Annotated in this window: 11 protein-coding genes and 1 tRNA gene; 5 read left to right on the top strand and 7 right to left on the bottom strand. The window is 64.1% G+C overall.

Features of this window, described 5'->3' with window-relative positions; translation table 11 throughout:
- Positions 1–41 precede the first annotated feature (41 nt).
- The 3 genes from F8237_RS19480 to F8237_RS19470 form a co-directional block, all read right to left on the bottom strand.
- A complete protein-coding gene (locus F8237_RS19480; RefSeq protein ID WP_151647044.1) occupies positions 42–530 on the bottom strand; it encodes a DUF2059 domain-containing protein in 489 nt (162 codons plus the stop codon).
- 35 nt (positions 531–565) lie between these two features.
- Positions 566–1,786 carry an OpgC domain-containing protein gene (locus F8237_RS19475; RefSeq protein ID WP_151647042.1) on the bottom strand — a complete coding sequence of 407 codons (1,221 nt, stop codon included), beginning with the start codon at positions 1,784–1,786 and terminating at the stop codon, positions 566–568.
- Between the two features lie 289 nt (positions 1,787–2,075).
- Positions 2,076–5,129, bottom strand: a complete 3,054-nt coding sequence (locus F8237_RS19470) for an ATP-binding protein (RefSeq protein ID WP_151650607.1) — start codon at positions 5,127–5,129, stop codon at positions 2,076–2,078.
- Between the two features lie 286 nt (positions 5,130–5,415).
- On the opposite strand from F8237_RS19470, the gene F8237_RS19465 reads away from it, so the two are divergent.
- Positions 5,416–5,907, top strand: coding sequence for a hypothetical protein (locus tag F8237_RS19465; RefSeq protein ID WP_151650606.1), 492 nt, complete (start codon positions 5,416–5,418; stop codon positions 5,905–5,907).
- 212 nt (positions 5,908–6,119) lie between these two features.
- On the opposite strand, the gene F8237_RS19455 is transcribed toward F8237_RS19465, so the two are convergent.
- Entirely contained in the window at positions 6,120–7,136 is a 1,017-nt protein-coding gene (locus tag F8237_RS19455) for a zinc-dependent alcohol dehydrogenase family protein (RefSeq protein WP_151647040.1), read from the bottom strand.
- A gap of 19 nt (positions 7,137–7,155) precedes the next feature.
- Complete coding sequence (locus F8237_RS19450) at positions 7,156–7,563, bottom strand: (R)-mandelonitrile lyase (protein WP_151647039.1); 408 nt, start codon at positions 7,561–7,563, stop codon at positions 7,156–7,158.
- A gap of 217 nt (positions 7,564–7,780) precedes the next feature.
- Between F8237_RS19450 and F8237_RS19445 the strand changes: the two genes are divergently transcribed.
- On the top strand, positions 7,781–8,230 hold the full coding sequence (locus F8237_RS19445; RefSeq protein ID WP_151647037.1) for a c-type cytochrome: 450 nt from the start codon (positions 7,781–7,783) through the stop codon (positions 8,228–8,230).
- A gap of 107 nt (positions 8,231–8,337) precedes the next feature.
- On the opposite strand, the gene F8237_RS19440 is transcribed toward F8237_RS19445, so the two are convergent.
- Positions 8,338–9,090, bottom strand: a complete 753-nt coding sequence (locus F8237_RS19440; RefSeq protein ID WP_151647035.1) for an SDR family NAD(P)-dependent oxidoreductase — start codon at positions 9,088–9,090, stop codon at positions 8,338–8,340.
- Between the two features lie 94 nt (positions 9,091–9,184).
- Here F8237_RS19440 and F8237_RS19435 point away from each other — a divergent pair, with 94 nt between their 5' ends.
- Positions 9,185–9,496: an ArsR/SmtB family transcription factor gene (locus F8237_RS19435; RefSeq protein WP_151647033.1), complete on the top strand. Its 312-nt coding sequence runs from the start codon at positions 9,185–9,187 to the stop codon at positions 9,494–9,496.
- A 127-nt stretch (positions 9,497–9,623) separates the two neighbouring features.
- On the opposite strand, the gene F8237_RS19430 is transcribed toward F8237_RS19435, so the two are convergent.
- Positions 9,624–9,700 (bottom strand) — tRNA-Met (locus tag F8237_RS19430).
- A gap of 322 nt (positions 9,701–10,022) precedes the next feature.
- On the opposite strand from F8237_RS19430, the gene F8237_RS19425 reads away from it, so the two are divergent.
- Complete coding sequence (locus F8237_RS19425) at positions 10,023–11,483, top strand: coniferyl aldehyde dehydrogenase (RefSeq protein WP_374761610.1); 1,461 nt, start codon at positions 10,023–10,025, stop codon at positions 11,481–11,483.
- Between the two features lie 158 nt (positions 11,484–11,641).
- Positions 11,642–13,234, top strand: a complete 1,593-nt coding sequence (locus tag F8237_RS19420) for a GMC family oxidoreductase (protein ID WP_162006126.1) — start codon at positions 11,642–11,644, stop codon at positions 13,232–13,234.
- The last annotated feature ends 102 nt before the right edge of the window (positions 13,235–13,336 follow it).

Genomic DNA, 13,336 nt, shown 5'->3' with positions numbered 1-13,336 from the left:
ATCTTTTCGGAAAACCGCTGCGCACTTTTCCGGATCATGCTCTAGGGCTTGCGTCCCTTCTGGCGCAGCGCCTCGATGAGGCGCAGCTTCAGCTCGTCGGCGGCCTTCTGGCTGACATCCTGGCCGATCTGCGCGCTGGCCACCGCCAGGGCATCCGCCTTCTCCAGATATTTCTGCCCGGCAGGCAGGGCATAGAACGCCTCGATCTGGCGCAATTCTTCCGTCGTGAAGGTCGCGGCATAAACGGAGGCGATCTGGTCGATCATCGCGGCGACGTAGGGGGCGTAAATCTCGGCGCCGGGCGCTGTCATCGCGTCATAGTCGCGCTCGATCTCCGGTCGGTCCTGCGCGACCACGGGCCGCAGCTTGAGCAGAAGCTGCGGAAGCGCCGTGCGGTACTGGTCGGCGATCCTCAGCGTGACCACGAGCTTGCGCGCCGCGGTCATCGCCTCCCGCGACGGCGGCTCGGCGGACGCGCCGCCGGCGAGAAGCAGGAGGACGCCGGCGATCGTCAACAAACGTCTGGACATGAAACTCTCCACGAGAAGGCGGGCGACGCGTTTCTTCAACGGCTGGCGGGCGCCATGGCGGCAGTTGCCGCCGGCGTGCTGTGCGGCGTGACCTCGTCAGGCTCCTCCTCCTCCGTCACCTTCACGAACAGCTCCGGCACCTGGCGCGCGCGGTCGAGCAGCCACGCGGCACCGATCTGAATCATGATGCCGGCGAAGGACACGGCGAGCTGCTCCCAGACGCCCCCGGTGTATTGCGTCAGGATCCAGTGCGCGGAGAATGACAGGAACACGCCGAGACAGAAGAGCGGCAGGGAATGCTGGCCGCAGAGGATGACCGGCCGCAGCCATTTCGAATGCAGCGCCCTCCAGTGGCGGGGAACGAAATGGATCACCCAGATCGCCAGCGCCAGGAAGTGCGTGAAGCGCAGCATGTCGAGGTCGGTCTTGTCGATCGGGTAGATCGCCTTGATCATCCATTTCGGGATCATCGCCTCGAGCGCGTGGATGTGCCAAGTCATCACGATCAGGAGGGCGAAGGCGATCCACGCCGCGGCAAGGCCCATCACCGTCTTCGACCACACCCAGGTCGCGATCTTCCCGATCTGGCCGATGCCGCACCAGGCCGCGAACACGAACATCAGCTGCCAGCAAAACGGGTTGAAGTACCAGGTCGTGCCGGGCGGATAGGAGGCGATGTTCCAGTCGAACCGGCGCGACAGCACGTAGAGCACCACGGAGGCGGCGAGCGTCAGGTTCGGCCGGCGCGACAGGCCCCACACGATGAAGGGCGCGGCGAGCACCAGCGTGATGTAGAGCGGCAGCACGTCGAGATTGACCGGCTTGTAGCGCAGCGAGAGCGCCTGACCGATCAGGATGTCCGGATGGTCGAGAAAGTTGTGAACGTTGAACTCGTCCGCATACATCGGGTTGTCGAACCGCCTGACCGTGCGGGCGATCTGCGCGGTGAACAGCAGGAACAGCATGATGTGGGCGACGTAGAGCTCGGCCGCACGCCGCCACAGCCGCTTCAGCGCAGCGATGAACCAGCCGCCGGCGATGATCGGCCCGTAGATCCAGCCGACCAGATAACCGGAGATGAAGACGAAGAACTCGGCGGCGTCGCTGAAGCCGTAATTGCGCAGCGTCAGCCAGGCGACGACGTCGTGCGGGATGTGGTCGAGGAAGATCATCCACAGGCCGATGCCGCGGAAGAGATCGAGCCGCAAATCGCGCTCGACCGGCGCCAACAGAGCTGACTGGTCCCGTGTGATCATGACCCCGCCTCTTCCGCGATGGGCGTCACGCCTGTGCGGCGCCGGCAAAATGGGATGCTAAAAAATGTAAAACAAAAGTCGCCTAGCCTTGCGGCTGGTGCCGACGGTAGCCGACCTTGGCGTTCGTGCAAGGGGGTTGGTCACAACGACCGCAGGGGCCTCTCCTCGAAACACGCCGAAAACAACCCCATGCACAGTAGCCAAGCCGTTGTATTAGTTACAAAATCCAATCAACCCGTCGGGCAGGAACATCGCCACGACGGGACGATCGCAAGCCTCGACCCGAAGCTCAGGTGAACTCGTCGCCCCGGGCGAGCGCCTCGTTCAGCATCGCCTCGGCCTTGTGCTGCAGCGGCCGTGCGCCGCTCTCGGAAGCGATCGCGATGGCGGCGCGCAGGGCAGCGAGATTGGCCGCCTGGTTCGCCGCGCCGGCGGCCGGCGTCACGACGGCTACGCCGAACAGGGCCTCGGCCTCGAGACCGGCGAAGCCCTGCTGGCGGGCGGTGTTGCGCGCCTCGCGCAGCATGTTCTGCGCCGCCTGGACGTCGCCGAGCTCGCTGGTGGCGAGCGCGAGGTAGATCGAGCTGCGCAGCACCGCCGAGGTATAACCGACCGCCTTCGCCTCCTCCCGCGCCTCGGCCAGCATGCCGCGCGCCCGGTCGAACAGCCCCTGCTCCAGATAGGCGATGCCGAGGTGACAGGCGAGCACCGGCACGAACAACCGGATGCCGTGCTTCTGCGCCAGGACGAAGCCATCTTCGAGAATGGCGGCGGCCGCCGCCGGATCGCCGCGACCAAGCAATAGCCAGCCGCCGCTATAGGCGGCTCCGACGCGGTCATAGGGACGGCCCGTCTCCTCCGCGATCGCAGCGGCCTGCTGCTGGAGCTGTTCGGCGACGTCGAACTCGCCCATGACGGTGTGGGTAAAGCTCTTCATCATGCAGCAGAGGAGGAGCAGGTATTTTGGAGTCGTCCCGATCGGAGCGCTGGCTTCCACACTCGCCAATTGGTCGTGAGCCAGTGCCAGTGTCAGCACTGCGTCACGGTAGCGACCGGCGAGGAAATAGGCCTGCCCAAGCCCATATCGTGCGAGATTGAGCCACCCCAGATTGCCCCACCCCTCCGCGAGGCGAACGACCTCTTCATTGACCGCGACCGCTTCGACCGGCGCACCATAGAAGTTCTGCGCGCCGGCTCTGACCGTCATCGCGGCGACCTTGCGTCCGATGTCATCGATCGCGTCGGAGCGCCGTTCGGCCTCTTTTCCCAGATCCAGCCACTCGGCAACGTGACCGGATGCGATGAACGCCGAACGCGCTTCCATCCGAAGATCGATGGCGGCGGCCTCCCGCAGACCCGTCACAGGCGTCCTATCGAGGGCGTCCATCGCGATCTCGAAATAGTTGGCCGCATCCGCAAATGCCGACCGGCTCAAACATTTTTGTCCCGCGCTTCTGCCGTGACCAAAAGCCTTCTGCCAATTCTTGGCTCGCACCGCGTGATAGCACAACGTATCCGGCTCATCGGCAAACGTGTCGTCGCGCTCAAGCGTCGCTAGAATGCGAGCGTGAATGTCCTCGCGCACCTTTTCGACCATCGAGTCGTACGTGACCTGGCGAACCATCTCGTGCCGAAACTCGAGTGCGTCGTGCAACTCGCTGTCGATCCTGACCAGCAGTTCGGTACGATCGAGCGCCGCAAGACAGTCCTGCAGGACATCTTCGGGCAACTCGACGATCTGCCGCAGCATGGCGACGCTCGATCGCGGTCCGAGTGCCGCGGCAATCTGCAAGATGGATCGTTCCGGCCTCGACACGCGATCGAGACGCGATGCGATCACGCCCTGGATGCTGCTGGGAATGCCGAGTTCATCGATGGGACGTACGAGCGCGAGATCGCCCCACTGACCGCGAAGCGTTCCGCTATCCCTCAGTCCGCGGCAGACCTCCTCGATGAACAAGGGGATATTGGCCGTGTGCGAAATGATCCGGTTCTTCAGATCGGCGTTCGCCGCGGAGGGGCCGAGCATGTCTGACAGCATGGCGAGCCCCGAATCGTCGTCGAGGGGACGCATTGCGACGATCTCGGCGTGGCAGCGTGCGATCCACACCGGCATGCCGTTCGGCCTGGAGGTGAGGAGCACGAGAAGATCGGGCGCCTGCAACGAAGCAATTGCCGCCACGACCGCATCGCTGGCCCGGTCGATCCAGTGCAGATCCTCGAGCAGCAGCACCATGCGGTGACGACGGGCGGCGCTCGCGACGATCGTGCAGCTCGCATCGGCAATCGCCCGTCCTCGTGCGTGAGGCTCCAGCTCGTTCCACTGCGGCTCCGAGATCGGCAGATCCAGCACGGCATCGAGGGCACATTGCTGGATCAGCGGCAGATCGCTTCTTGGGTCTCCCGGGCCGTCCGGATCCTTTGCGGTTGCCTCCAGCAGCGAGAGCAAGAGGCGCTTGAGCGTGCTGAACGGCGCGCCCTGGAGGTTCGGGCTACACTCGGCATCGACCAGGCGCCAGCCATTGGCCTTGAGCTCCTGGGCGAACTCATGCGCCAGCCGCGACTTGCCGATGCCCGCATCACCCAGCAGCAGGACCGTCTGCCGACCCGCAACCACGCTGTCTGCGGCGCGGCCGAGCAGCGCGCGCTCCGTCACACGATCGACGAACCGTGAAACGCTGCGCGCGCGCCGGACTCGCCAACTCGAAAGATCGCTGGCGCCGACGATTCGATAGACCGGCAGGGGCTGGTTGAAGCCACGCAAGGTCCTGCCACCCAGGAATTCAAACCGGACATGCCCATCCGCGAGCTTCTGGCAGGCTTCCGACACGTAGATTTGATTCGCCTCGGCCACTGACTCCAGCCGGGCTGCCAGATGCTGGGCGGCGCCGCCGATCTCGTAGACCTTAGAAAACTCGCTGGCGACCATGTAGGCGACCACGTGTCCCGAATGGAGGCCAACCCGCACCTGCAGCCCGGCATCGCCAAGGCTTGCGACGCGCCGGACGAGTTCGAGCGCCGCATGGCAGGCCAGCGGCGCATGGTTGTCATCCGCGATCGGAGCACCGAACACCGCCGCGACCCCGTCGCCCAGTTCCTTGCTGACGATTCCCCCGAACCGACGCACCGCGCCTCTCATCGCGGCCAAGGCCGGTTCCAGCCGCGAGACCGCCTCCTCCGGCTCCAGCTCGGCAATGAGCCCGGTGGAATCGATGACATCAGCGCGGAGGATCGTGACGAATCGACGTTCGCTATCGGGATCGGAGCGTCGCACGGCTAGCCCGCATTTAGGGCACCAGCCATCGCTCGGGTCGATCGTCGACTGACACGCGACACAATGCATTCCTGTGCCTTCAAAAGTCACGACGGCGTTCTCTGCCGACCGGTACTCGCGGGGAGCTCAGCGTAAGAATACCTATCGCGACATGCATGGCAATCGAACTTGCAGCGAAACATACCTGTGTTGGCAAAGGTGGCTCTCTGGACGAAATACATTTTCGGGTGGTAGCGTCGTCGCCGCGCGAAAATGGGGCCGGCATCCTGGGGCACCGAGGCTTTTATTGTGGTCCTCGAGCTTTGCCGGGCTGCACGTTGTCCCGATTGATTGGATCATATCGAAGGATAGGGCGATGGGCGGCAGGACGTATGGCGGCAAGGCCTTCAGGGATTTGATGAATAGCAACTATTTTCCCCTGGCGAACATGAAAAAGAGCGTCGCGAAGCTCAAGGCATCGGACGACATCGACCTGCCCACCTTGGAATACGGCCAGTACCACCTGATTTTGAATCCGCCGTCGAAGTGGCCGCAGGGAAGCGCCAAGTACTGGCACAAGGAGAAGGGCCGCGCTCGTCTCGATCTCAGCACGCAGCCGAACACGGTCCCGCTATCCAGGGACGAGCCGGGCGTGATTCCGCTGACGCGATGCGACCTGCTCGATGCCTGCGTCCGGAAATGCTTCAATTCGGAGCCGCCGATCCCGATGAAGACCAACATCATCACCCACGCGGCCAGCGATGCCTATGCCCACCGGCACGAGATCCGGCTGGAGTGGGAGTACAAGAAGGGCTCGGACAAGCCGACGCTGCTTCATCTGACGATGGTCTGCCCGCACAGATCCTGACCTTGGCGGGGAGACGATCCGGAGTTGTGAGGACTTCGGGTCGCCAAACAAAAATGGCCCGCGCGAGGCGGGCCGTTTTTCATGGGAGCCGGTAGCTGGCCCCAGGGTCCTGCGAGCTCATCCTTGGCAAGCGAGGTCATGATGATGCCGGGGCTGATCGCGTTTAAGGCAGGCACCTCGCCTGCCCCAACGCACCTTCCGCCCTCCCGCCATCACAGGCGCAGCATGACCTTGACGGCGCGCCGCTCGTCCATGGCGCGGTAGCCTTCAGCGACGTCGGCAAGCGGCAGCTCGAGGTCGAACACCTTGCCGGGATTGATCTTGCGCTGGAGCACCAAATGCATCAGGTGCGGCAGGAATCTGCGCACCGGAGCCGGTCCCCCCATCAGGCCGCGCTGCGAGAAGAACAGCTGCTGCCCGTCGAACGTGACGCCATGCGGGACGCCGACATAGCCGATCATCGAACCCGGCCGCGCGCATGCCAGCGCCTGGTCCATCGATTCCCTGGTGCCGACGCATTCCAGGACCGAATCGGCGCCGACATTCTGGGTCAGCTGCTTGATCCTGGCGATGCCCTCCTCGCCGCGCTCCGACACGATGTGCGTCGCGCCGTATTCGAGCGCGAGCTCCTGCCGCTTTTTGTGGCGGCTCATCGCGATGATGCGGGCTGCGCCCATCTGCCTGGCGGCGAGCACGCCCATCAGGCCTACGGCACCGTCGCCCACGACGACGACCGTCGATCCCGGCTGCACGCGCGCCGCGTCGGCCGCATACCAGCCGGTACCGAGCACGTCCGACGTCGCCAGCAGGCTGGGGATCAGATCGGCGGGCGGCAGCTCGGCCGTCGCAACCAGGGTGCCGTCGGCCAGGGGGACTCGCGCAAGCGGCGCCTGCGCGCCGGTCATGAATTCGCGCTGCTCGCAGGACGACTGGAAGCCGAACCGGCAATGGGGACACGTGTTGTCGGACAGGCAGAATGAGCCGACAACGAACTGCCCCGGCCGCACGTTCTTCACGGCGCCGCCGACTTGCTCGACGATGCCGCAATATTCGTGGCCCATCGCCTGGGGCCCGGTCGTTTCGTTCAAGCCGCGGTAGGGCCAGAGATCGGAGCCACAGATGCAGGTGGCGGCGAGGCGGATGATGGCGTCCGTGGGCTTGAGGATTTTCGGCTCCGGCACCTGTTCGCAACGGATGTCGCGGGGGCCGTGAAGAACAGTTCCCAACATAGCTTGCCTCTCGATCTCTTCAGGTCTTGGTCCCGGCCGCGTATTGCGCGTCGGTCACCTTCTCCAGCCAGTCGACCGGACTGCCGTTCAGCTTTTCGGCGATGGCGATATGCGTCATCGCGGTCGCGGGCGTGGCGCCGTGCCAGTGCTTTTCCGCCGGCGCGAACCAGACGATGTCTCCGGGCCTGATCTCTTCGATCGGGCCGCCCTCGCGCTGCACCCAGCCGAGCCCCGACGTCACGATCAGGGTCTGGCCGAGCGGGTGGGTGTGCCAGGCCGTGCGGGCGCCCGGTTCGAACGTGACGGTCGCGCCGCCGATGCGCGCGGGATCTTCACCGGCGAACGGCGCATCGATCCGCACGGTCCCGGTGAAATATTCGGCAGGGCCGCTCGCCGAAGCCTGCGCCCCGCTGCGTGTGATGCGCATGATGGACCTCCATTGTTGCGCAGCACTCTACGCCAGGGAGGATCACGCGATTAGACACTGAAATCGGCATAAACTTATAAGATTTACTCACGAATGGCGGGAATCGCCTCTCGTCCTTCGACGCGCGGTGCGCGGTGCGCGGTCTTGACGTGCGTCAATCTGCCGGAGAGCCAGGCCGCTACCATCCGGTTCTTTCCAGCCGGCGTCGGAGCGCGACATGGTCAAATGCGGCGTGAAATGGTTGATGATTTCCGGCCTGACCGCCGGGTTCGCCGTCGTCGCCCAGGCTGAAGACCTCGACGTCGGCAAAGGGGAGTTTCAATCTTCGTGCGCGAGTTGTCACGGTGCCGATGCAAGGGGCAAAGGACCGGTCAGCGACCAGCTCAAGATAGCGCCTGCTGACTTGACCATGCTGGCCAGGAACAACAACGGCGTCTTTCCCGCGGACGCTGTCTACAAAGCCATCGACGGATCGAAACTACCTCCCGCTCACGGCATTCGTGAAATGCCGATTTGGGGCGACCGATTCAATCCCATCGTCAACTTGCCCCATTATGTCGATCCCTCCTATTGGAAGATGGCCGGGCCGGAGCAGAACCCGGACGTCGTCGTGCAAAAACGCATCCTGGCTGTCGTCGATTACCTCAGTCGCATTCAGCAAAAGTGACGATCTGCGCCAGGCCTTCTCTCTGCTGCGCCCGGTCAAAGCAAAATGGCCCGCGTGAAGCGGGCCATTTTCCCATCGGGACCGTTACAGTCCAATCAGGTCAGCCGTCAGCGCAGGCCGCCGGTGACGTGAAGCGTCTCGCCCGTAACGTAGGACGCATCGTCCGACGCGAAGAAGGCCACCGCGGCCGCGATCTCCTCGACCTTGCCGATGCGGCCGAGCGGGGTGGTGGATTCGATCCAGCTACGCATGTCGCCTTCGTGCAGGCCGGCCGAGACGACGCCTTCGGTGGCGATCATGCCCGGATTGACGGCGTTGACGCGGATCTTGCGCGGCGCCAGCTCCTTCGCCAGCACGGCGGTGATCGCATCGACCGACGCTTTGGTCGCGGTGTAGACGGCGGTGTTCGCCGGCGCGATGGTCGAGACGCCGGAGGAGATGTTGATGATGCTCCCGCCATTGGCGTTGAAGTGCTTCGACGCTTCGCCCGAAACCAGCAGCAGGCCGAGCACGTTGAGGTCGAAATGCCGGTGGAAATGCTCCGGCGTGATGTCCTCGAGCGGAGCGAATTCGTAGACGCCCGCGTTGTTGACCAGGATGTCGATCGCACCGAGCGCCTTGACGGTCTCCGCGACCACGCTTTTCACGTCGTTGGCGTCGGCGAGGTTGCCCTGGACCGCGACGGCCTTGCCACCCTTGGCGAGAATCGCCGCGACCACGCGGTCGGCGGCCTCTTTGCTGGCGCTGTAGTTGACGGCGACCGCCGCGCCCTCGGCCGCGAGCCGCGTGGCGATTTCGGCACCGATGCCTTTGGATGCGCCGGTCACGAGCGCAACTTTGCCTTCGAGTCTCCTGGTCATCGCATATCTCCGTTGTTCGGCGGGATGCCGATATTCAATAGTTCAATACTAGTGAACTATTGAAGGAGTTCAAGGCAGGTGCTATATTTTAGGCATGGTGCAGTTCGTTCACCCATCGCGGGACGAGATCACACTGGCCGGGGTGCTCGCAGCCCTCGCGGATCCGATGCGGCGGCGCATCGTCAAGAGCCTCGTCGCGGAAAACGCCTGTATGTCGTGCACCGAGGCGGCGCCCTGCCCCGACATGGCGAAATCGACCCTGTCGAACCATTTCCGCATCCTGCGCGAGGCCGGCCTGATCCGGACGTCGAAGCAGGGTGTTCAGCACCGCAACGTCGTGCGCGAGGACGACATCAACGCGCGGTTTCCGAAATTGTTGAAGATGATTTTGAGTTTTCCGGAGTGAGGGGATTTGCTCGTAGCAGCGAATGTACGGGAAGGTATCGCTGACGTTTTCACCGAGCAGCGCCCCAAACAAAAATGGCCCGCGTGATGCGAGCCATTTTCGTATCGGATCCGGTGAAATCCAAATTTGGTTGCGGGGATAGGATTTGAACCTATGACCTTCAGGTTATGAGCCTGACGAGCTACCGGGCTGCTCCACCCCGCGTTAAACCATTGCGTGCCTTCGCGAAAATGCCGGGGACGGTGGATGAAGGGCCGACGCTGTTCGCGTGGCTTGCTCGGTCCGTCCCAAAGGCTTCCTTGGAAGGCAACCCCGGGCAAAGCCCATTGGGTGCGGGGCGTATGTACCAACCCGCACCGCCTTTGGAAAGGGCTGCGGGGACGTTTTTTTCGACTTTATGACAGGGCGGTGGGCCGAATTCCGGCCGGTTTGGCCCGCTCTTGCCAGAAGTTCCACAAAGGGCCAGCTTGCGGCAACAAAAGCGAAGGGAAACGCCATGTCAGGGAGCAACGCCTTGTCAAACGCCTTGGATCGATCCCCGACGAGCGTTCCGCTGGGAGCTCTGGCGGATTCCTTCCAGGCCATGGTCTTGCGGTCGCGGACCGAGCCGGCGGCTGACCTTGCCGAGCGGCTCGACCGGCTGGCGCGGCTGCGCGCCGTGGTCGCCGACAACGAGGAGCGCTTCCGGCAGGCGATCTCGGCCGATTTCGGCCATCGCTCCGCGGTCGAAACCACCATTGCCGAGACGATGATGGTGTTCTCCGAGATCCGGCATGCGACCAAGCAGCTGAAGAGCTGGATGGCACCGCAACGAATCGCCACCACGCTGCAATTCCTGCCCGCGCGCAACCGGCTGATGCCGCAGCCGCTCGGCGTGGTCGGCATCATCGCGCCCTGGAATTATCCGCTCCAGCTGACGCTGGCGCCCGCGATCGGCGCGATCGCCGCCGGCAATCGCGTCATCATCAAGCCGAGCGAGCTCGCGCCGCACTTCGCCGGCCTGCTGAGGGAGACCGTCGCCGCGAGGTTCGACGCAACCGAGCTGCTCGTCACCGGCATCGAGGACGAGATTGCAAAAGCCTTTGCCTCGCTGCCGTTCGATCATCTCGTCTTCACCGGCTCGACGCGGGTCGGGCGGCTGGTCGCGGAAGCCGCAGGGCGCAATCTGACGCCTGTCACGCTCGAGCTCGGCGGCAAGTCGCCTGCGATCATCGATGGCTCCGCCGATCTCGAGGAGGCGGCCGAGCGCATCGCCTATGGCAAGCTGCTCAATGCCGGGCAGACCTGCATCGCGCCGGATTATGTGCTGGTGCCGGAGGGCTCGCTGCAGGCCTTCGCCGAAAAAGTACGCGCGCAGATGCGGCGCATGTTCGGCACCGATCCCGCCAACAAGGACTACACTTCGATCATTTCCGACCGGCATTACGCGCGGCTGGAAGGCCTCGTCGCCGATGCGGCACAGCGCGGCGCCAAGATCCTGCAGCCGGCGAAGGCGGACGATCCCAACTGGAAATCCCATCGCAAATTTCCGCCGACGCTGATCGTCGGTGCGACCGCAGACATGGCGGTGATGCAGGAGGAGATTTTTGGACCCGTGCTGCCGGTGCTCGGCACGCGCTCGCCGGCCGACGCGATCGCCTTCGTCAACGCCCGCGACCGGCCGCTGGCGCTGTACTGGTTCGGCACGGACCGCGCCGCGCGCGACGAGGTGCTGGCGCGCACCATCTCCGGCGGGGTCACGATCAACGACTGCCTGTTCCACTTCGCGCAGGCCAACCAGCCGATGGGTGGCGTCGGCGCCTCCGGCACCGGCGCCTATCACGGCGAATGGGGTTTCAAGACGTTCAGCAAGCTGAAGCCGGTGTTCTATCGCTCGAAGTTCAACCGCCTCGCCGATCTCTACCCGCCCTATGGCGGCAAGATCGCGCGGCTGGAGAAGCTGATGCGGTTCATGTCGCAGCTATCAGTCATTCCGGGGCGCGCGTAGCGCGAGCTATGATGCGCAATTACGCATCTGAGAATCCATTTGTCCGCATCAATGGTGGTGAGATGGATTCTCAGATGCGCAATTGCGCATCATAGCTCGCGATTTCGTCGCGCCCCGGAATGACGACCAAACAAAAAGACTCTCAGGGGGAAACATCAGTGACTGACACATTCGATTTCGTCGTCGTGGGCGCGGGCTCGGGCGGCTGCACTGTCGCCGGGCGGCTGTCGGAGGATGCGGCGACATCCGTGGCGCTGCTCGATGCCGGCGGACGGAACGACAATTGGCGGATCACCACGCCATTCGGGCTCGCTCTGCCCTACAGCGCGGCCAACTGGGCCTTCGAGACCGTGCCGCAGAAGGGATTGAACGGCCGCATCGGCTATCAACCGCGCGGCAAGGGCCTCGGCGGTTCCTCGGCGATCAACGCCATGGTCTACATCCGCGGCAACAAATGGGACTACGACCACTGGGCCTCGCTCGGCAATGCCGGCTGGTCGTACGCCGACGTCCTGCCCTATTTCAAGGCTTCCGAGAACAACAGCGATTTCGACGGCGCGTATCACGGCAAGGGCGGCCCGCTGCATGTCAACAAATTGCGCTCGGACAATCCGATCCATGACGTCTTCCATCAGGCCGCGCGCGAGGCACAGTTCCGCATCCGCGAGGATTTCAACGGCGAGGACCACGAAGGGCTCGGCAGCTACCAGGTGACCCAGCACAATGGCGAGCGCTGGAGCGCGGCACGCGCCTATCTGCAGCCCCACATGGACAAGCGCGCGAATCTGCGCGTCGAGACGGGGGCGCATGCCACGAAAATCCTGTTCGAAGGCGGCCGCGCGGTCGGCATCGAATATCTGCAGGGCAAGCAGACCAAGCAGCTGCGCGCCCGGCGCGAGGTGATCCTCGCCTCCGGCGCGTTCCAGTCACCGCAACTGCTGATGCTGTCGGGCGTCGGCGATGGCGAAGCGCTTGCGGCGCACGGCATCGGCGTCGTGCATCATTTGCCGGGCGTCGGGCGCAATCTGCAGGACCATCCGGATTTCGTGTTCGTCTACGCCTCCGACTATCCGCACTTCGTTCACGCGTCGCTCGGCCGATTGCCGTCCCTGCTTCGCGCCATCCAGCAGTACCGCAGCAAGCGGCGCGGCCTGATGACCACCAATTTCGCCGAGTGCGGCGGCTTCCTGAAGACCAGCCCCGATCTCGATGTGCCCGACATTCAGCTGCACTTCATCATCGCCATGCTCGATGACCATGGCCGCAAGAAGCACAAGGAAGCAGGCTTCTCATGCCATGTCTGCCTGCTCAGGCCGAAGAGCCGCGGCAGCGTCTGGCTGAAAAGCGCCGATCCGCTCGCTTCACCCATGATCGATCCGAATTTTCTGGGCGAGGAAGCCGACCTGGAAACGATGGTCGCGGGCTTCAAGACCACGCGGCGGCTAATGGAGACGCCTGCGATGCGCGCGTTGCAGAAGAAGGACATGTTCACGTCCGATGTCAGCACCGACGACGACATCCGCGCCATCCTGCGAAGCCGCGTCGACACCGTCTATCACCCTGTCGGCACCTGCAAGATGGGCCTGGACGCGATGGCCGTGGTCGACCCGACGCTGAAGGTCCACGGCGTCGAAGGCCTGCGCATCGTCGACGCCTCGATCATGCCGACGCTGATCGGCGGCAACACCAACGCGCCGACCATCATGATCGGGGAGAAGGCGGCGGATATGATCAGGGGGGAGATGCGGTAGTGTGAAGCTGTCGCATCATCCTCCGTTGTCATCCCCGCGAACGCGGGGATCCATAACCACAGGGAGTAGTTGCGGCGCGAGATGATCACTCCGAGTCTTCGC

It is taken from the genome of Bradyrhizobium betae (assembly GCF_008932115.1).
GTDB lineage: Bacteria > Pseudomonadota > Alphaproteobacteria > Rhizobiales > Xanthobacteraceae > Bradyrhizobium > Bradyrhizobium betae.
The sequence above is the reverse complement of the archived record's forward strand: the minus strand, read 5'-3'. Positions and strand labels throughout refer to the sequence as shown.

Excerpts from the sequence above, each read along its gene's own strand:
- F8237_RS19480 (WP_151647044.1), bottom strand. The coding sequence starts at position 530 with ATGTCCAGACGTTTGTTGACGATCGCCGGCGTCCTCCTGCTTCTCGCC.
- F8237_RS19475 (WP_151647042.1), bottom strand. The coding sequence starts at position 1,786 with ATGATCACACGGGACCAGTCAGCTCTGTTGGCGCCGGTCGAGCGCGAT.
- F8237_RS19470 (WP_151650607.1), bottom strand. The coding sequence starts at position 5,129 with ATGCATTGTGTCGCGTGTCAGTCGACGATCGACCCGAGCGATGGCTGG.
- F8237_RS19465 (WP_151650606.1), top strand. The coding sequence starts at position 5,416 with ATGGGCGGCAGGACGTATGGCGGCAAGGCCTTCAGGGATTTGATGAAT.
- F8237_RS19455 (WP_151647040.1), bottom strand. The coding sequence starts at position 7,136 with ATGTTGGGAACTGTTCTTCACGGCCCCCGCGACATCCGTTGCGAACAG.
- F8237_RS19450 (WP_151647039.1), bottom strand. The coding sequence starts at position 7,563 with ATGCGCATCACACGCAGCGGGGCGCAGGCTTCGGCGAGCGGCCCTGCC.
- F8237_RS19445 (WP_151647037.1), top strand. The coding sequence starts at position 7,781 with ATGGTCAAATGCGGCGTGAAATGGTTGATGATTTCCGGCCTGACCGCC.
- F8237_RS19440 (WP_151647035.1), bottom strand. The coding sequence starts at position 9,090 with ATGACCAGGAGACTCGAAGGCAAAGTTGCGCTCGTGACCGGCGCATCC.
- F8237_RS19435 (WP_151647033.1), top strand. The coding sequence starts at position 9,185 with ATGGTGCAGTTCGTTCACCCATCGCGGGACGAGATCACACTGGCCGGG.